Raw genomic sequence first — 20,093 nt, 5'->3', positions numbered from 1 at the left:
ACGGTGTGTCGCCATAGCAGACAAGGACGGTATCGGGCAATGGGTCAAGCGCATCAACAGCCTCCTGAGCCGCCAGCACAGCGTGACCAGTTCCTAACTGCTCATGCTGCATCGCATACTGACAGCGCTCGCCGAAAGCGGATAAAATCTGCTCGGCCTCGTGTCCCAGAACCACAACAGGACGTTGAGTTGCAACACTGTCGCGCCAGGGAGCAAAGACAGAGGTGGTGGGAATGGCCTCAACAGATTTGAGCACATGTGACAGTAATGGCTGGCCCGCCAATGGATGAAGGAGCTTTGACAACGTTGAACGCATCCGCGTACCTTTGCCTGCGGCAAGGACTACGGTCGCATATGTATTCATAGTTTGTTTCGCAAACCCTTTATGTTTTTTATATGGTGTCTGGAGGAAATATGTAAAAATAGCTGCCCATTCACTCAATTAGATCAGCTTAATTCCTACTTTTACACATGTATAGTACACGAAATGAAACCTTTCTGTCAACCAAACCATGTGCCACTTGCTAAGTGGCCGAAAGCTACAAGGTTCGCGCCTCCGGCCCCTGACGAGAGCGCCTGCAGCGCTCAAAAGTATTTTTTATGGTGTTTTTATATCATGCGCGCTCTGCGCGCATGATATAAAAACACCATAAAAAACCCCGGGTCGGCCGCGTATGCGGGGGCGCTTCGCTTCCCCTAAGGAGGGAAAGCCTGACCCCCTGTCACATACGTGACAAAAAGTCCCTTGACGCGTGCTGGGCTGAGTGATATGCTCATTTACAGCGCAATGGAGCGCAATGATAATCACAAAAATCCTATTCTATCATCGTTGTTGAGAGGATATAGATACTATGGCTGTCATCGAAACCCACATAGATCGTCATAGCTCCGATTTTGTAGAGAATAAACAATATTTCCAGCAACTCATCGAGCAACTTAACCTCAATATCCAGCAAGTTCACCAGGGCGGAGGAGAGAACGCCATTGCGAAACATCGCAAACGCAATAAGCTACTTGTCCGCGAGCGTATTCAACTTCTCTGTGATCCTGATACCCCTTTCTTAGAGCTCAGTCCGCTGGCAGCCTGGAATATGTACAATAACGATGCGCCTGCAGCAGGTATTGTGACTGGCATTGGCCTGGTCGAGGGCAAGAATGTATGATCGTGGCCAATGACGCAACGGTCAAAGGTGGTACATATTACCCTGAAACAGTTAAAAAACATCTGCGCGCACAGGAAATTGCGGAACAAAACCATCTTCCTTGTATCTATTTAGTCGATTCGGGTGGAGCTTTTCTCCCACTACAGGCCGATGTGTTCCCTGATCGAGACCATTTTGGACGTATTTTTTACAATCAGGCCCGCATGTCCAGCCTGCGCATTCCGCAAATTGCGGCTGTGATGGGTTCCTGTACTGCTGGCGGGGCTTATGTTCCAGCCATGAGCGATGAAACAGTGATTGTGCGTGGCAATGGCACGATCTTTCTCGGTGGCCCTCCACTGGTCAAGGCTGCAACGGGTGAGGAAGTTAGCGCTGAAGATCTGGGAGGAGCCGATGTGCATAGCCGCACGTCAGGTGTGACCGACCATTACGCCCTTAATGATGAACATGCCCTGGCCATCTGCCGTAGCATTGTGTCCCATCTTAATCGGCGCAAATATATCCCCTGGGAAATTCGTCCTGTGGTTGAGCCTCGCTACGACGCCAATGATCTGCTCGGTATTGTGCCGGGCGATAATCGCCGTAACTACGATGTGCGCGAAGTCATTGCCCGCCTGGTGGACGGCAGCGATTTTCATGAGTTTAAAGCACTATACGGCACGACACTTGTATGTGGCTTTGCACGCCTGATGGGCTTTCCTGTCGGCATTATTGCCAACAATGGCATTCTCTTCTCCGAGAGCGCGCTGAAGGCAACCCACTTTATAGAGCTGTGCGTCCAACGCCAGACGCCTTTGATCTTCTTACAGAATATCACTGGCTTTATGGTCGGGCGCCAGTACGAAAATGGTGGTATCGCTAAAGATGGCGCCAAGATGGTGATGGCTGTGGCTACAGCGGCGGTACCCAAGTTCACGGTGATTATAGGCGGCTCCTTTGGGGCTGGCAACTATGGCATGTGTGGACGTGCCTACTCGCCGCATCAGCTCTGGATGTGGCCAAATGCACGCATTTCGGTAATGGGAGGCCAGCAGGCCGCCACAGTGCTGGCAACGGTGCGCAAAGAAGGACTGGCGGCACGTGGTAAAACCATGAGCCCCGAAGAAGAAGCCAGTTTTATGCAACCCATCCTGGATAAGTATGAAACGGAGGGCAATCCCTATCATAGTACCGCTCGCCTCTGGGACGATGGTATCATCGATCCGCGCGATACACGCACTGTACTGGGATTAGGTATTGCCGCTGCTCTCAATGCTCCAACGCCTACAACACCCTTTGGTGTTTTCAGAATGTAAGCTGTACACTAATGATCGACTGTTACAGGTATCAGAAGACTTCTTCTGTCTCGTGTAATAGTTGAGGGTCGGAGCAGCCATTTATCTACGATGGACATGCTCTTCAATAAAAAAATATCGAAGGGTACAGCAGAGGTTATGCAACGAATTATTATCTGGCAGCAAGGATCGTTGAAAAGCGATTGCTCACTCGGGCAATTGCATGATGCGCTACAAGATCCCCAGGCTATTATCTGGCTTGATATTCAATCTGATCAGCATCTAGAAAAATATACCGATTTACTGGCCAAAGAATTTCATTTACAACCATTAATAATCGAGAAAATACAGGAAGATAAAGAGCGCGCTAAATTACTCAGCTACCACAATTACTTTTACCTGGTTGTCCATGGATTAGAATTTGATGGCGAAGAGATCGAGGCGGCAACGCCAAAATTAGATATCATTTTTAGCAAAAATTTTCTGATTACGATCCATCTTAGCAAGCTACCATGGCTCGAAGAGGTACACCAGAGTATCAGTGAAGATCAATCGGAGGATGGCGTCTTGCAAAAGGGCACGGCCTACCTGCTTCATGAGATCCTGGATAGCCTGGTTGATAGCTATTTTCCTATTCTGGATGAGATCGATGATCTGGTCGATGAGCTGGAAAATGCCACTGTGGAGCAGGATAGTAATGATACGCAGGGGCGTATCTTCAGCATGAAACGTGTATTGGCGCAAATGCGTCGCGTTATCAGTCCACAGGTTGAGGTTTCAAACTCGTTAATCACACGGACTGGGGATACTATTCCAACAGAGATCGAGCCATACTTTGCCGATGTCCATGATCACTTGATACGTACCTTCGAGGTGCTCGATTCATATCGCGACCTGATGAGTGGCTTATTGGATGTCTATTTAACGACGGTGGCCAATCGCCAAAATGAGATTATGAAGCAGTTGGCGTTAATCTCAACGATCTTTTTACCGATCACTTTTGTCACAGGTGTCTTTGGGCAAAACTTTGGGCACTCCCCACAGGTTGAATTTGATGCAGGCTTTAACTTCTGGCTGATATTGCTATTCATGGCGCTGGTGACTATCATGCAAATCTGGTATTTCCGTTACCGCAAATGGATTTAGGCTTCAGTTTGAGAAGGAGAGGAAATTGGCCACTATGTTTCATCACTTGAGTGTGGACTATCGCTTTGAGAATAAGATTGCTGTGATAACTTTGCAGCGTCCCCAGGTACGCAATGCGCTCAACGCGCAATTGATTCAAGAGCTAACGGAGGTCTTTACTCAGCTAAGCGTTGATGAGCAATTGCATGGAGTGATCCTGACCGGTGAGGGCAAGGCCTTCTGCGCTGGCGCCGATATCAATATGATGCAGGAAGCAATATCATATACCGCGGCCCAGAATGTTGAGGATGCCTTACGTCTCTCGGACATGTTGCATGCGATCAATACCTTTCCCTGCCCGGTCATTGCACGAGTCAATGGTGATACACTGGGAGGAGGCATAGGACTGATCGCCGTCTGTGATATTGTAATTGCTGCTGACAACGCCCGCATGGCTTTCAGTGAAGTGAAACTTGGCATTGCACCTGCCGTTATTTCACCTTACGTCTTGCGAAAAATCGGTGAGAACATGGCTCGGGTCCTGTTTGTCACCGGCGAGCGTTTCAGTGCGGCCCGTGCCCATGAAATTGGCCTGGTGCATGCGGTCGTGCCACTTGAGCACCTTGACGATGCCGTCTCACGTGCCGTAAATGAATTGATCAGTGGAGGTCCTCAGGCCATTCGTGCTTGCAAAGCCCTGGCGCTACAGGTTGGTCAGATGAACACAGAAAATAGCCGCCGCTACACGGCTGAGACCATTGCTCATCTGCGTACGAGCCCGGAGGGACAGGAGGGGCTGCGAGCCTTTCTGGAGAAGCGTCCTCCACATTTTACAGTATCCTCACACGGATCGAAAGAAAAATAGCCCCCCTCATACCGCCTGATAGAGGGATTCTACTAAATCAAGGCTAATGAGGTCAAAGTGATTTTGCATTAGGTTGATAAGGAACTATGTTCAAGAAAATTCTTATTGCCAATCGAGGAGAGATTGCTGTTCGGATCATGGCAACTTGCCGTGAGATGGGCATCCGCAGCGTCGCGGTTTATTCCGAGGCAGATCAACGCGCCCAACATGTATTATGCGCTGACGAGGCCTATTTGATAGGGCCCGCACCGGCCAGCCAGAGCTATTTGAATACATCGGCCATCCTTGAAGTTGCCCGCCACAGTGGCGCAGAGGCGATCCACCCTGGTTATGGCTTCCTATCCGAAAATGCTGAATTTGCAGAAGCCTGTGAACAGGCCGGGATCGTCTTTATTGGTCCTTCAGCAGCCGCGATGCGCTTGATGGGCTCAAAGATTGCCGCCAAGCAATTGGCCCGACAGGTCGATGCTCCGACGGTGCCCGGCTATAGTGGGGAGAACCAGGACCCACAGGTGTTACAACAAGAGGCGCTCAATATTGGTTTCCCACTCCTTATCAAAGCCTCGGCCGGTGGCGGCGGTAAAGGGATGCGTATTGTACAAAACGCCGAGGAGTTTCCAGAACAACTGGCCGGGGCCAGGCGTGAGGCCCAGGCCGCCTTTGGCGATAGTACAGTGTTTCTTGAACGCTATTTACAGCAGCCACGCCACATTGAGATACAAATCCTTGCCGATGCACATGGCAACACCATACACCTGGGTGAGCGCGAGTGTTCGATCCAGCGCCGCCATCAAAAGATCATTGAGGAGAGCCCATCAGTCGCGCTCTCACCGGCACTACGTGAAGAAATGGGGTGCGTGGCGATTCGCATTGCCCAGGCGGCTCAGTATGTCAATGCGGGCACGCTGGAATTTATGCTCGATGCCGACTCGCGCTTCTATTTCCTGGAAATGAATACTCGTCTGCAGGTAGAGCATCCTGTCACAGAACTGGTAACCGGACTGGACCTGGTACGGCAGCAGTTGCACATTGCCGCAGGCGAGCCGCTCACCCTGACGCAGGCAGACATCACGTCGCGTGGACACGCGATTGAGGCGCGCCTGTATGCTGAAGATCCACAACAACAGTTTTTGCCTTCAACCGGCATAGTGAGCGGCTTTATCACACCTGAAGGACCCGGCGTGCGCCTCGATAGCGGCATCGTAGCTGGCGACGAAATCACCCAATATTATGACCCGATGATCGCGAAACTGATTGTTTATGGCGAAGATCGCCAGGCTGCCATCGCTCGCTTACGGTCTGCGTTAGAACAGTGCGCTATCTTTGGCGTGACCACGAATATTTCGCTCTTGCACCGTATCAGTATCCACCCTGCATTTTACGACGGCGAGACCACAACCAGTTTCCTGGACCAATATGGCTTGCTCACTACAAAGGACAACGAGGAGCACCCACGACTACCCGACACAATCCTTATGGCGGCAGCCATTAGCGAGCTGCAACACGAAATGCAAAGCCAGTCCTTCACTCCCATCACAACGCCTGCCTCCAATGCCAATAATCATTACAATCAATATAATCCCTGGCAGAAGTTGGGACCCTGGCGCATAGCGGGCAGCAGCCGTATACTCACCTTTATGTATGAAGACCGCGATTACCAGGTAGCAATCCAACCTGCAGCATCCGATCCAGCAACCTGGCGCATCAGTATTGACCAGGCACCCGCACAGGATGTGGTAGGTATCAGTGCCGGCGATAAACGCCTTGTCCTGCGCTATCAGGGCAGGCAGCAAACGGTTACCATACAATCAGACAAGGCGAACGTACAGCTAGCATTGGCGGGACAATACTATCGCCTCTACAAACGTCAATCACCCCAGGTTGATAGTGCAGCCCACGGGGCAAGTGGATCCCATAAGCAAAAAAGCCTGACCGCCCCTATGGCGGGTACTATCGTCAAAGTCCAGGCCCAGGATGGTGATATAGTAGAAGCGCATCAGGTGTTGGTTATCCTTGGCGCGATGAAAATGGAGCATGCCATTACCGCACCTTACGCGGGCAAAATTCAACGTATCTACTATACAGAAGGTGCTGTGGTGCAGGGTGGCGCAGTCGTGGTTGAGATGGAGGAAGAAAACTGAACGCTAACACCATCTCTTCTACTGGCCATGCTACCATCTTCGAGCAGTCGCGGCATCAATCGATCATTCTATAAGGCGAAAGGACAGATAGGTATGCAGGTAGGTTTTATCGGTATCGGAGTTATGGGGCGTCCAATGACACTTAATCTGCTCAAAGCAGGTCACGATGTCACTATCTACGCACGCCACCCCGAGAAAGCGGAGGTACAGGAAGTACTGAAAGCAGGTGCGAAGCAGGCTCCATCTCTACGAGCTGTCGCCATGGCTTCTGAGATTGTGATCACTATGGTTCCGAACTCTCCGCAAGTTGAAGAGGTGGTAGCGGCCCCGGGTGGTATTTTAGAAGGCGCACGCAAGGGCCTGATCATCATCGATATGAGCACGATCGCTCCTTCTGTCACCCGTGCTCTGTCTGAAAAAGCCGCCGCCAAAGGTGTCCACTTCCTGGATGCTCCGGTCAGTGGTGGTTCACAGGGAGCAATCAATGGGACACTCTCAATCATGGTTGGCGGCGAAAAAGAAAGCTTTGAGCGTGCGCTTCCCATATTAGAGGCGATGGGTAAGAAAGAGAATATCACCTATGTTGGACCCAGTGGTTCAGGCGAAGTGGTCAAGCTGATCAATAACATGCTCGTCGGCTCGATCACAGCTGCAACCGCGGAAGCGTTTGTACTTGGTGTTAAAGCCGGGGCCGACGTCGCTACTATGGCGAAGATTATCGGTACCAGTACCGGAGCTAGCTGGCAACTCGCCAACCAGTTCCCATTGCGCGCTTTCAATGGCAGCTTCAAACCCGGCTTTATGACTGATCTGCTGCACAAAGATCTGGGGCTGGCCCTCGACCTGGCCGCCGAAAACCAGACAGATGCAGAAATGACCGCCCTGGCTCGCCAGTTCTATGAGCAGGCCCAGGCCGCTGGCCATGGTAAAGATGACTACACCTCACTCCTCAAAGTACTTGAGGAAAAGGCTGGCGTTGAAGTACGCATTAAATAGATATCTCAAACCAAACAGAGCCACCTTCTGTCTAGAAGGCGGCTCTGTTTGTCATGTCTGAGATCACCGGATACCGGGTATCAATCCGTGGGAAATGGTCATACCTAAGAAGAGGACCGCTACCAGCCCGAAGTATAAGAGTCCCATCAGGATACGGGAACTGAGTGGAACGTCGTAGTACGCTTTCGATTGCGCGTTCTGTACACCGAGACCACGCGACCACAACTGCATCGCAGCCATGACGACAAAAAGCATCAACCAGGGATAGAAGTTGCCGTTGAGCCACTGCCAGATCTGATAAGCCAGCAAGAGGATAAAACCAATGATCCAGATGCGGCGGTCAATAGCGGCCAGGACGCGTCCACCATCAAAGGGCACGATAGGAATCAGATTGAACAGGTTCAAAAAGAAGCCAAAGTAGGCCAGAGGTCCCCAGATTGTGCCAGGATGCTGTTGGGCCAGGAACAGACAGACACTGGCAGCCAGCGCGCCCGCGATCGGGCCGGCAATACCAACCTCGGCTTCATCTTTGGCGTTCTGTGGCATCTGACGCATCGTCACTGCCGCTCCAAAGAGCGGCACAAAAATCATGCCCCCCATGGGGATTCCCTTCAGGCGCATGACCAGGGCATGCCCCATTTCATGGATAAAGAGCATTGCCACCAGACCGATAGCAAAAGACCAGCCAAAGAGCAGCGAATAGACGAAAACAGAGGCCAGCGCCGAAAAACCAAACAGACCAAACTTTAACAGCCAGCCAAATTTTAGCAGCAAACCGCCAAGCGCTATTAGCAGTCCGCCCAGGCCAGCAGCGCCTTTTTTGCGCGAGTTTCCCTGCGTTGCTCCGGCTTGCTCTTGCTGCTGCGCGGCATAGTGCTCCAGGCTCTGCGGGCCACGATATTCTTGTGCCGTCTCGCCATAATGAGGTTGGTACGAAGGCTGCTCAGTATAGGGATTATACGTCTGTTGCTGTTGATAATTTGCATAATTATCGGCATAGGGATTTGGCGGCGAGCCCGCGTATGGATCACGCCGTGGGACGGGCTGAGCAGAAAAGGATCCTGGCTGCTCAGAGGGAGCATGATAGTACTCCGGGTGAGCATAATCTATTTCTTGAGCATTCCCATTGTTCTCACGATATGTAGAATAATCTTCGGGATTGCTGTTATACACAATTATGCCTCATTTCTGGGTATCAAAAAAATGGTGTTGTGCATAAGTTTACCATATATTAGTATCAACAGCGAAATCGCCTTCCCTATTCCAAAATATTCCCGTTATATCTGTAAAAAAACCAAAATCCTTCGTAGATTCGGCCACAGCGACGCATCTACAAAGGATTTTTATTTTTGCCTCTAAAACCCTAAGAATCATGAAGAATTAATTCGATGACGGGCAGGATAACATCGGGTCGTCGGTCAGGGAGCACCAGAGTAAGGACATCCGAGGTCAAACCCGTAGGTGTGGTGTGGCTACCAGAAAGGACACCATTCTCAAAACGGAGCGCGGAATTATCGTTCATGAAGCGAGCATATTTAACCTTGTTGGCCAGGCCCGGCAAAAAGATATGTCCCATGGGCCAGGAGAAGAGATGTAGGTAGAGGCGATTTCCACACTGCGTGTAACGACTATCAGGTGGCGCCGTAAAGCTACTGGCGGTTGTCCCATAAATCGCCTTGCCGTGATGCCTCATCCACTCCCCGACTTCGCGCAGGATAGCACGCGCATGAACATCAATCTCGCCACGAGCTGTAGGGCCAACATTCAGCAGCATATTGCCACCATTAGAGACTGATTCGATCAACATACGGATCAGCAAGTCTGCTGATTTCAAGTTAGTGTTATCGCGATCATAGCCCCAGCTCCCATTAAGAGTCTGGCAGGCTTCCCAGGTCACACGTTTACCATTCACAGTCAACCAGCTACGCGGTTGCACCTGCTCAGGAGTAATAAAATCAGCCGCCTCCTGCAGGTCCAGGCGATTATTGAGCAAAACATCTGGCATCAACTCGCGTACCAGCTCGACAAGTTGCTCCGATTGCCAATCCTCACGCCCTTTCCCATGCGACCAACCCCAATCCCGGTCGGGATAGGAAAAATCAAACCAGAGTACATCAATCGGGCCATAGTTAGTCAGCAATTCCCGCACCTGCCCACGCAAATATTCGCGATAGATACTCATATCACGTTTTTCTTCCCGCAGAGCCGTATCTTCTCGTCTGGGATGCAAGCCATCAATGGGAAAGTGAGGATGATGCCAATCGATCAGCGAATAGTAAAAGCCCACGCGCAGCCCTTCAGCACGAAATGCCTCAACCCAGGGCCGTATTAGATCCTGACCAGCCGGGGTATTGGGAGCTTTATAGTCGGTCAACTGCGTATCCCAGAGACAAAAGCCATCGTGATGTTTAGTAGTAATCACCGCATATTGCATCCCCGCCGCCTTTGCCGTCCTTGCCCATTCTTTAGGATCATAGAGGTCGGGCTCAAAAGTGTCAAAGTACTGTTGATAGTGTTCCTCACTGATCTGATCCAGACTCTTCGACCATTCGGCCAGGCCGCCTCGCCCATAACGAGCAATCGCCGAATAGATACCCCAGTGAATAAACATCCCGAAGCGATCATGGACAAACCACTGCGCGCGTTCGGGAACTACAGGAAATTCAAATGCCGTCTGATTATCGCTCATGAATCTCTCCATTTATTAAATATCTGATTTCTATACCGATGTACAATTTTTACAGTAACCTTTCCCGGAGGAATTTTGTGGTGGTAACCAATGCAGCTGGTGGTTTTTGAGAGCGACGAGGAGAAGAAGGCATGGAATAAATAGCATTAAATACTGTATTGATTCAAAAATGAACCATGCCTATTGCATAAATCACAAGCAAAGTGATTACTGTATCATCGTCTCCTCTGACGTATTCTACGCGTACAACTTCGTTATATGTGTAACATATAACATGCTAAATACCTCTATGTCAAGCAAAGTATAATATCTTTTGTATTTAATCAGTCTGATTTATCATGCTTCTATATAATTAGTATGATCCATTCGTCCTCCAAATTTTTTAGAGCATACCTGATACTCAGAGCCTCGGATTGCTCATTGCTCCTGAAATTTCACGTTCTATTTTCGAATCTTTCTACGCTCAAAGAGATCTTCATCATCTGATAAGCATAAAATACCTTACATGTGATAAGCTGTATTACAATATGGAGCAAGGGAAGAACTTTTTCTTATTTCTTTATGGGAGGAATAAATGATATGCGCTTACAAAATAAAGTAGCTCTAATTACAGGTTCAGCCCGGGGCATGGGAAAAGCCGCAGCAGAGTTATTTTCTCGCGAAGGAGCCAGTCTTATTCTGACTGATATTGCTGAGCAGGAGGGCATTGAGACAGCACAAGGCATTCAATCTGCTGGAGGTAAGGTCATCTTTGTACCGGCAAATGTGGCCAGAGCGGCAGATGTAGAGTCTCTGGTAGAAGCTGGAATCAGAACCTTTGGTTCGATTGACATTCTGTATAATAATGCGGGTATTATGCCAGCCGCAGATACCAGTGTAATCGATACCAGTGAAGAAACATGGGAACACATTATGGATGTCAACTTGAAAAGCACATTCCTTTGCTGCAAATATACACTTCCATATATGATAAAACAACAACGTGGCTCAATCATCAACATCTCTTCAATGGTCGCTTTTATGGGATCGACAGTACCACAAGATGCCTATGGAGTCTCAAAAGGCGGACTCCTGGCCCTGACCAAATCTCTCGCAGTCCAATATGGTCCGGTGGGTATTCGTTGCAATGCTATCTGTCCAGGGCCTATTAACACAGGCTTGCTTGATCATCTCTGGACCAGTGATGAAGAACGTAACCGTCGTCTGTGTCGCATTCCACTTGGACGATTTGGCATGATCAACGATATCATCTACTTTGCCTTATACCTGGCCTCAGATGAATCCTCCTGGACAACTGGTACCTGGATGACAATTGATGGCGGCATATCCTCAAATTATTTTTAAGCCATCACCCGGAGCCTTTGTTCTTACCAGTTCAACACTTGATGGAAGGAAAAACATATCCTTCTCAAACCACACAGGATAAAATCGGTGCAGCCATAGAAACTCCTGAATTGGGGCCGGAAACCTCATAGAATCAATAGTTATGACTATAAATCAGAAAAGCGATCCTTGTGCTATATTTCATTGACAGGATCGCTTTTCTTCTTTTTCACTGGTACGTGTCCAACGCGCTTTGACAAGTCAAAAAATTCTAATGATTTTTAACTTCCCATAATACTCGGGAAGATAGTGGTGACGAGGAGCAGGACGACCAGGATAGTAACTAGAATCACGGTCCCCCAGGAAATGATGTTAAAGATGAGCCCGTTGACATGGCGCCCCATCAGGCGGCGATTATTAATTAGAAGGGTAATAAAAATCAGCAGAATGGGAACCATGGCGGCATTCAGGCTTTGCAGGATCACCAATACCTGAATGATTGGAAGGCCGGGAATCAAGGTGATCAGTACACTGAGAATGATCAGGCCAGTAAAGATACTTTGGAAGACTGGTGCTTCGTTGAAGCTGCGTGAAACGCCACGCTCAAAGCCAAAAGCCTCACAAATACCATAGGCCGTGGATAAAGGCAGGACTGCGGCAGCCAACAATGAGGCGCCAAAGAGACCGATACCAAAAAGGATTGACGAAAAACTACCAGCCAGTTTATCCAATGCCATGGCGGCATCCAGTGGCGTCTCTACTGGATGATTGGGGAAGAGGGCAGCTCCTGTAGTAATAACCACAAATCCGGCGATGAGCACAGCAAAGATGGTTCCGCTATACACATCTAACTTCTCGTAAAAATATTCACTGGCAGGGATACCTTTATCTGCGACAGAAGACTGCACAAAAAATTGCATATATGGACTGATCGTTGTACCAACCAGAGCCACCGCAGCCAGTATATAAGCATTACTGCCAGTGATATGAGGCAGGATGATGCTATGGCCAACCTCTCCCCAGTTGGGACGGGAAGCAAAAGCAGCCGGGATGTAGGCCAGGAAGCCAAGCGACATGAATAAAAAGATCTTTTCGACCCGACGATAAGATCCTTTGATGACCAGCCACCACAGAGCTACGCCGCACACTGGAACGACAACATATACCCAGGGCGTATGTACATCATTGGCAAAAACTTGTACACTGGCGGCGATACCCAGGAACTCAGAAATAGTGACGCCGGTATTGGCAACCAGCAGAGCCAGCATGGCCACCACCGTCCAACGCACACCAAATTCTTCGCGTATGAGATCTGCCAATCCTTTGCCGGTGACGACGCCCATACGTGCACACATCTCCTGCACAATGGCCAGACAGAAACCAGCCACAACTAAAGCCCAGAGTAAATTATATTGATAGGTTGCCCCTGAAGTAGAAAAGGTTGCGATACCCCCAGCATCGTTGCCCGCATTGGCAGCGATCAGGCCTGGGCCTAAAATCGCAAATAGTTTAAAAATAGAGGATGAACGATTAAGACGAAAACGAGACCGCCCACGCAACTTGCGCTCGGTGCGGTCTTTTTGAGGTTCTTGCGCTTTCTGGCGAGTTGTATCCATAGGGTGCACACTGGGTTGTGGCATACACGTTGGATGCTCACGTCCCCACTCTTTCGTCCATGTTATTTCTTAGTCTGATCATATCATTCTCAACCTGAGGTGACAAGTAGACAAGTATATGTATAACCAGACCTTGCTTCTTAAGAGAGATACGGACGAACCCCCTATAAAAGATACTTATTGTGGAACGACGGTCCCTTCTAAATAGCGTCGTAGCAAATTAAGAGACGTCAGAACGGCGTGGCGTTTATTGTCGGTCCTTCCACCGCGCCAGCCAGGTCCCATACATGTGACGGTCCCCTCAGGGCCTTCTATGGCAATATGAACGGTGCCGACAGGTTTATCATCTTGTTTATCAGGACCGGCCACTCCAGTGACGCCAATACCAAAATCTGTCCCTAGACGTCCACGTACAGCATGGGCCATAGCACGGGCTGTTTCTTCACTGACCACCCCATAGCGATCTACGACCTCCTGCGGCACCCCCATTTGCACTTTGAGATCGGTACTATAGGTGACGATGCCACCAATAAAATGTTTGGAGCTACTATGGAAATCTGTAATGGTGCTGGCCAGCATACCACCAGTCAGGGATTCCATGACGCTTAACGTTTGCTGGCGCGCCTGTAATGCCTTACCAATGACACTGGCAAGAGTATCACCTTCGATACCAAAGACGTGATCGCCCAATAGCGCACGTGCCTGCTCTTCCATCTCAGCAACCATCTGTAGCGCATCCTCAGTCTTTTCAGCCTTGGCGGTAATGCGCACATCTACAGCATCTACTTTGGCATAGGTAGCAATGGTAGGATTGGTCGAAGGCAATAAAGGGGTCAGGATCTCTTCAACGGCTGATTCTCCCAGACCATAAACGCGCAGCAGGCGTGTAAAAATCAGGCCTCCGGTATATTTGGCCAACCGAGGAACAATCTCTTCTTCCCACATCCGGTACATTTCGCGTGGTACACCGGGCATAGCGACTAGAATACGTCCGTTTTTCTCGACCCACCAGCCAGGCGCAGATCCAACAGGATTAGGTATGCTCTCGGCTGAAGGGATAAGCGTGGCTTGCTTGAGGTTCCGCTCTGGCATGGTGCCTAAATGAGCAAAACGAGCTCGTAGCTGCGCTTCCAGCTGTGGATCAAGTACCATTTTTTCATCCATAAGTTCGCTGATCGACTCACGGGTCAGGTCGTCTTCAGTGGGCCCCAAACCTCCAGTTATAATGATAAGATCGGAACGCTGCCAGGCCTGGCGCAATAACTCAACTACACGTCTTTGATTATCACCAACCTCCGAAACATGATAGAGATCCATTCCTTGTGCCGCCAGGCTCTGAGCCAGGTAGGTGGCATTAGTATCAGTAATATGGCCTAAAAGCAATTCAGTACCACACGATAAAATCTCTGCGCGCATGCATCCTCCTGCTTGCAAGGCAATCATAGCCTTTTTCAATAGTACCCAAACGGTGGGCCCTTGCTAACCGTTACAGGTAGTCTTATAATATCATACTGTGTCTTGCCTCAACATATTGTGCTATTCATAATTTTCAAATCAATATATTGTGTCCAGAGGCTTGTTTTTGGCTACATTTACGAGTATACTGAGTGCGGTAGATAAAAAACACAAAAAATTCGCATGCCAGGATTGGCAAATAATACTTTTTTCACTCCAATACAATAAAATAAAGAAACGAAAAGAGGAGCAGTTCAGGATGCTAGAGCAAGAAGCCCGCTCAGTCGAAAATAGTAGTGATACAGGTAGCCCCACGACAACCCAACTGGAAGGAATTCGCCAGAAAGTATTTATGGATCGCTATTCCCTGAAAGATCCAGATGGCAACGCATTGGAGTTCTATCCAGAACAACTGTGGCAGCGTGTGGCACGCGGTATCGCAGCTGTTGAAACAACCGATGAGAAACGTGCTGAGTGGGAAAAACTTTTCTATGAAGCCCTGACCGATTTTCAGTTTGTGCCCGGTGGCCGTATTCTCGCGGGTGCTGGTACTGGACACCAGGTGACCTACTACAACTGTTTTGTAATACCTAGCCCTGAAGATAGTCGCCAGGGTATTCTCGATAATCTCAAAGTCATGACCGAGATCATGGCACGTGGTGGTGGCGTGGGCATCAATCTCTCAACCCTGCGTCCCCGTGGCTCATACATTAAGACCGTCAACGGCACTGCCTCGGGTCCTTGTTCCTGGGCTCAACTTTACTCTGTTGCCACTGGCGACGTCATACAGCAAGGTGGTTCCAGGCGAGGGGCGTTAATGCTCATGCTCGATGACACGCACCCTGACATCGAAGAGTTCATTACAGTGAAACGTACTGCGGGCAAAATCGAGCATGCCAACCTGTCGGTCTGTATCTCCGACGCATTTATGCAGGCCGTGAAAGACGATACCGACTGGAACCTGACCTGGCAGGGCGAGGTCAAAAAGACCATTCGCGCTCGCGGGCTATGGGATCTGATCTGTACATCCGCCTGGGAGTCAGCCGAGCCCGGTCTGGTTTTTATGGATCGCTATAACAAAGAGTCCAATACCTGGTACTACGAAAATATCCGCTGCGTAAATCCTTGCGGTGAGCAAGGTTTACCCCCGTGGGGAGTTTGCAACCTGGGTGCCATTAATCTGTCGGCCTTTGTGAAGGATGGGAAGATGGATTATGAGCGCCTGGCCAGGATTAGTAAGATCTCGATGCGCTTCCTGGATAATGTAGTTGATGCCACCGAGTACTTCATCAAGGAGAATGCTGAGGCTCAGCTGAGTACACGTCGTACCGGTCTGGGTACGATGGGTCTGGCAGATGCACTGCTGAAAATGGAAGTGGCTTATGGCAGCGAGGAATCGCTACCAATTATTGAGCGCATCTATACCACTATTCGCAATGCTTCATATGAGGCATCAGCTGATAATGCCGCCGAAAAAGGGGCATTCCCCAAATTCGATCGCGATAAATATCTACAGGGTAAGTTTATCAAGCGCTTGCCGAAGAATATTCAGGAGAAGATTCGCAAACAGGGCATTCGTAACGCTGTTATTCTGACTCAGGCCCCGACTGGTACCACCAGCCTGCTGGCCGGCGTCAGTTCTGGCATCGAGCCCGTCTATGACTTTGCGATGATTCGCCGCGACCGTACCGGTGAGCACATTATGTACCATCCATTACTGCAGGAATGGCGTGATAAGCATCCCAATGAGCCAACCCCGGCCTACTTTGTCTCTTCAAAGGACCTCTCTCCTGAAGAGCATGTACGCGTTCAGGGCATGATCCAGCGCTATACCGACTCCAGCATCAGTAAGACAGTGAATGCACCTAATAGCCATACAGTTGAGCAGGTTCAGACACTCTATCGCCTAGCCTATGAGATGGGCTGTAAAGGCGTAACTTACTATCGCGATGGCTCGCGTGATGCCGTGCTGACACGCGTTGAGGATGAGAATAAGGCCAAACAGCCAGTTGCAGTGCCCGAGGCGGCACAGGCTCCGATGTTTGAGCCTGTCACTTCGATTCACCAGGGCATCAAACAGCGCCCAGCTGTTGTGCAGGGCTATACACGCCAGGTCAATGCGCCAGAGGGCAAGATCAATATCACCATCAACAGCGATGAGCAGGGACCATTCGAGGTCTTTGTCAACGTTGGTAAGGCTGGTAGCGATATTGCGGCGCTCTCCGAAGCGCTGGGTCGTTTGATCTCCCTCAACCTGCAACTGCTCAGCCCGCTATCACAAACCGATCGTGCGCAGGAGATCACTAATCAGTTGCGTGGCATCGGTGGTAGCCGCTCGGTTGGCTTTGGTGCCCAGCAGGTACGCTCGTTGCCAGACGCGGTTGCCCGCGCGCTGGAACTGCACCTGGATACCTTGCAGGAAACGATCAACGCTGCTGAAGCCCATACCGAGGTCAAAGCCAGCGCTGCCGTGCCTCCCCTGGCGCCAGCAAATGGGCACACGTCCGACGTGAATCTGAGCCAGCTCAAGCTCACCGGCAACCTGTGTCCCGAGTGTGGCTGCAACACCATGGTCTATGAAGAAGGCTGCCGCAAATGCTATAGCTGTGGCCACAGCGAGTGCTAAAAGTATTGTTGTACGTTTCCCATGGCCATGAGAAACGTATGGTTCGTTTGGGTGCGGGCGCTGACGCGCCCGCACCCTGTTATTATGTTTTGCAGGGAAATGTGGCTGAGCCACATTTCCCTGCAAAACATAATAACAGGATGCCGGACATACAAATCTGCTTATGATTTCAAGCCGGCGGCGTAGCTGATGCCGCCCCATAGATGGGCCAGGAACAGTGGCTCAGAGAAGCTCTCGGGGGTATGGCCCATACCGGTATACCAGGAACGCCCACCTTCAAAATCATGGTACCAGGCAATCGGATGATCGTGCCCCATTTCGCCTCCCTGATAGGTTGACTCATCCAGCGTCAACAATACATGCACATGGCTGCGCGGATTCTCACGGAAGTTATACCATTCGTCGGTGCGCACCCACTGAGCAGGCAGCATCGAGGTTGAAACCATATGGGAATCTTCTACATGTATCGTCGCCTGGGCAATTTTGGGATGGCTCTTGAAGAAAGCACCTAGCAGTTGTCCATACCAGGCCCAGCCGTACTCTGTGTCGCTCGCGGCATGTACCCCAACATAGCCACCGCCAGCATGTATATAGTGCTCAAATGCAGCCTTTTGTGCATCATCTAGAATATTGCCCGTCGTATTCAAAAAGATAACAGCCCGGTAGCGGGCGAGATTTTCATCAGTAAAGACTGCCGCATCTTCAGACGCCTGAACCTCAATATGATGCTCAGCAGCAAGTTGTCGAATGGCAGCAATGCCATTTTCAATCGATGCATGACGATATCCTGTTGTCTTCGAAAAAACTAACAGCATTATAGAGCCTCCATTGCTTCTTGACGATACCGTATTTTGTGCTGATCTGTGGCTTTCAGACGATGAACGATGAGTCCCAAAGAAAACAAACGCACCTATCACCAGCAAGCACGCTCCCAGGCAAGTTATAAGCCATAACCTTTTAGACATTCACCCCTCCTGAAACGTCTAGCCAAACAACACATTCTTCCCCATAGTCTATCATATATGCATCTTATCTCTTGTCCAACCACTCTAGCTCTTCTGGAAGATCAAAGAAGGATGCCAGCCAGATAACTTTTCTTGACATCATTCATACGGTGAACGTATGCTATAAAAGCCCGCTTCACTTTATGAAGTAAAGAAAGCATAATAGTAACATCTATGAAAGAAGGTTTTCTCTGATGAGTACAAAAGAGGCAAGTGTAACCAACATCAACTTCCACTTTGATCCGCTATGCCCACTGGCCTGGCGTACCGCACTATGGGCACGGGAAACACGTCAGATACGCCCGATTCACATTACCTGGCGCCTATTTAGTCTGGAAATTGTCAATCGAAAACCAGATGTACAGCCCGATTATGTCAATGGCAATGGCTGGACAGCGCTGCGCACACTGGCTTTAGCACGCCGCTTACACGGCAATGAAAGCATCGAAAAACTCTATATTGAGTTGGGAAATGCTGCCCATGGGCGCAAAGAAGATATTCGGTCTCGCCCGGTGGTTGAGGCGGCCGCAGAATCAGCAGGATTGGGAAAAGATTTTGTTGAGAAAGCTCTGGCCGATGACTCGACCATCCAGGATGTCATTCATGATCATGAAGAAGCGGTAAAACGTTACCATGCCTTTGGTGTGCCCACAATTGCGCTTGAGGACTCGAATGTTGGCTACTACGGTCCGGTTATCCATAGTGTACCGAAGGGTGAGGATGCGGCTGCGCTATGGGATCACTTCGTGTGGCTACTCCACAATGACAACATCTACGAGTTGAAGCGTGACCGCGCCGGTGCGCCTCCTTTTGGGCCTGTGTCAGCATAAATCGGTACCGCCATAGTAGGTGCGCCCCTGGCGGGCGCTTCAGACCTTCCCGCTCACCAATGCATTGCTTTACTCTGAAGCAAAACATCTTTCTTGTTTCTTTTTCGAGCAGGAAGGATAAAAAGCGCCCGCCAGGGGCGCACCTACTTACCGGGCATGCTTTTCCACAAAACGCTCGATACGGATCAGTGCCTCTTCTAACTTTTCATAGGCTGTGCAATACGTTGCGCGTACATAGTTCTGGCCCGCCGCTCCAAACGAGCTACCTGGCACAACAGCAACCTCTTCTTCAAAGAGTAACTTTTCAGCAAATTCTTCGTCGCTCATACCTGTATTCCCAATATAGGGAAACGCGTAAAAGGCACCACGCGGCTCACAGGCAGGCAGTCCAATGCGATTTAAACCATCAACAAACATACGGCCACGGCGCGCATAATCGTCATGCATACGCTGTACATCAGCTTCACCATGACGCAGAGCCTGTAAGGCCGCTTCCTGCGCCGCTGTGCCTGCGCACATGATCGTATACTGGTGCACTTTGAGCATAGCGCTCAGAATCTCTGCTGGTGCTAACACATAACCTACCCGCCAACCGGTCATAGCATAGGCCTTGGAAAAACCATCCAGGATCACCGTACGCTCCTGCATTTGCGGCATGCTAGCGATACTGACATACTCAGTGCCATACACCAGGCGACTATATACTTCATCGCTGGCAACGATCAGGTCGTGCTCTACCGCCAGTTTGGCGATGGCTTCCAGTTCTTCGCGCGGAATGACAGCGCCAGTAGGATTATTGGGATTTCCCAGCAGGATCATCTTAGTGCGCGGAGTAATGGCGGCAGCAATCTCGGCAGCGCGCACTCCAAAATTATATTGCGCATAAGTAGGAACAGGAACAGGTACGCCGCCAGCAAAAATGATGTCAGCCTCATAAGCAACATAGCCAGGATCAGGCGAGATCACCTCATCACCTGGATCAAGAA

Annotated in this window: 14 protein-coding genes and 1 pseudogene; 8 read left to right on the top strand and 7 right to left on the bottom strand. The window is 50.0% G+C overall.

The genetic code is table 11. The features are described 5' to 3' along the window. Positions 1 to 364, bottom strand: a 364-nt coding sequence (locus JMI88_RS38685; protein WP_201367431.1) for an NTP transferase domain-containing protein, incomplete at its 3' end; no start/stop codon positions are given. Between the two features lie 487 nt (positions 365 to 851). On the opposite strand from JMI88_RS38685, the pseudogene JMI88_RS38680 reads away from it, so the two are divergent. From JMI88_RS38680 to JMI88_RS38660, 5 genes and pseudogenes are all read left to right on the top strand, one after another. Beyond that, a pseudogene (locus tag JMI88_RS38680) lies at positions 852 to 2,458 on the top strand (carboxyl transferase domain-containing protein). A 138-nt stretch (positions 2,459 to 2,596) separates the two neighbouring features. Further along, positions 2,597 to 3,583 carry a magnesium/cobalt transporter CorA gene (corA, locus tag JMI88_RS38675; RefSeq protein WP_201367430.1) on the top strand — a complete coding sequence of 329 codons (987 nt, stop codon included), beginning with the start codon at positions 2,597 to 2,599 and terminating at the stop codon, positions 3,581 to 3,583. Positions 3,584 to 3,617: 34 nt separating this feature from the next. Further along, entirely contained in the window at positions 3,618 to 4,427 is an 810-nt protein-coding gene (locus tag JMI88_RS38670; protein ID WP_201367433.1) for an enoyl-CoA hydratase/isomerase family protein, read from the top strand. Between the two features lie 86 nt (positions 4,428 to 4,513). Next, positions 4,514 to 6,568 (top strand): acetyl-CoA carboxylase biotin carboxylase subunit, encoded by a 2,055-nt coding sequence (locus tag JMI88_RS38665; protein WP_201367429.1) that lies wholly within the window; start codon positions 4,514 to 4,516, stop codon positions 6,566 to 6,568. Between the two features lie 27 nt (positions 6,569 to 6,595). Continuing rightward, positions 6,596 to 7,564, top strand: coding sequence for an NAD(P)-dependent oxidoreductase (locus JMI88_RS38660; protein ID WP_268906064.1), 969 nt, complete (start codon positions 6,596 to 6,598; stop codon positions 7,562 to 7,564). A 63-nt stretch (positions 7,565 to 7,627) separates the two neighbouring features. Here JMI88_RS38660 and JMI88_RS38655 read toward each other — a convergent pair whose 3' ends face one another. Continuing rightward, a complete protein-coding gene (locus JMI88_RS38655) occupies positions 7,628 to 8,737 on the bottom strand; it encodes a site-2 protease family protein (RefSeq protein ID WP_201367427.1) in 1,110 nt (369 codons plus the stop codon). 190 nt (positions 8,738 to 8,927) lie between these two features. Continuing rightward, complete coding sequence (locus JMI88_RS38650; RefSeq protein WP_201367426.1) at positions 8,928 to 10,253, bottom strand: alpha-L-fucosidase; 1,326 nt, start codon at positions 10,251 to 10,253, stop codon at positions 8,928 to 8,930. A gap of 579 nt (positions 10,254 to 10,832) precedes the next feature. On the opposite strand from JMI88_RS38650, the gene JMI88_RS38645 reads away from it, so the two are divergent. Further along, positions 10,833 to 11,597 (top strand): SDR family NAD(P)-dependent oxidoreductase, encoded by a 765-nt coding sequence (locus JMI88_RS38645; RefSeq protein ID WP_201367425.1) that lies wholly within the window; start codon positions 10,833 to 10,835, stop codon positions 11,595 to 11,597. A gap of 260 nt (positions 11,598 to 11,857) precedes the next feature. Here the strand turns inward: JMI88_RS38645 and JMI88_RS38640 are convergent, their stop codons facing one another. Both JMI88_RS38640 and JMI88_RS38635 read right to left on the bottom strand, forming a co-directional pair. After that, a complete protein-coding gene (locus JMI88_RS38640; RefSeq protein WP_236023259.1) occupies positions 11,858 to 13,216 on the bottom strand; it encodes an Nramp family divalent metal transporter in 1,359 nt (452 codons plus the stop codon). 153 nt (positions 13,217 to 13,369) lie between these two features. After that, entirely contained in the window at positions 13,370 to 14,608 is a 1,239-nt protein-coding gene (locus JMI88_RS38635) for a competence/damage-inducible protein A (RefSeq protein ID WP_201367424.1), read from the bottom strand. 298 nt (positions 14,609 to 14,906) lie between these two features. Between JMI88_RS38635 and JMI88_RS38630 the strand changes: the two genes are divergently transcribed. Then, positions 14,907 to 17,273 carry an adenosylcobalamin-dependent ribonucleoside-diphosphate reductase gene (locus JMI88_RS38630; protein WP_201367423.1) on the top strand — a complete coding sequence of 789 codons (2,367 nt, stop codon included), beginning with the start codon at positions 14,907 to 14,909 and terminating at the stop codon, positions 17,271 to 17,273. Positions 17,274 to 17,434: 161 nt separating this feature from the next. Here the strand turns inward: JMI88_RS38630 and JMI88_RS38625 are convergent, their stop codons facing one another. After that, on the bottom strand, positions 17,435 to 18,088 hold the full coding sequence (locus JMI88_RS38625; protein ID WP_236023258.1) for a ThuA domain-containing protein: 654 nt from the start codon (positions 18,086 to 18,088) through the stop codon (positions 17,435 to 17,437). 383 nt (positions 18,089 to 18,471) lie between these two features. On the opposite strand from JMI88_RS38625, the gene JMI88_RS38620 reads away from it, so the two are divergent. Beyond that, entirely contained in the window at positions 18,472 to 19,107 is a 636-nt protein-coding gene (locus JMI88_RS38620; RefSeq protein ID WP_201367421.1) for a mycothiol-dependent nitroreductase Rv2466c family protein, read from the top strand. A gap of 147 nt (positions 19,108 to 19,254) precedes the next feature. Here JMI88_RS38620 and JMI88_RS38615 read toward each other — a convergent pair. Next, positions 19,255 to 20,093: aminotransferase class I/II-fold pyridoxal phosphate-dependent enzyme (locus JMI88_RS38615; protein WP_201367420.1), on the bottom strand; the 839-nt coding region annotated here is incomplete at its 5' end.

Source organism: Dictyobacter formicarum, assembly GCF_016587435.1.
The sequence above is the reverse complement of the archived record's forward strand: the minus strand, read 5'-3'. Positions and strand labels throughout refer to the sequence as shown.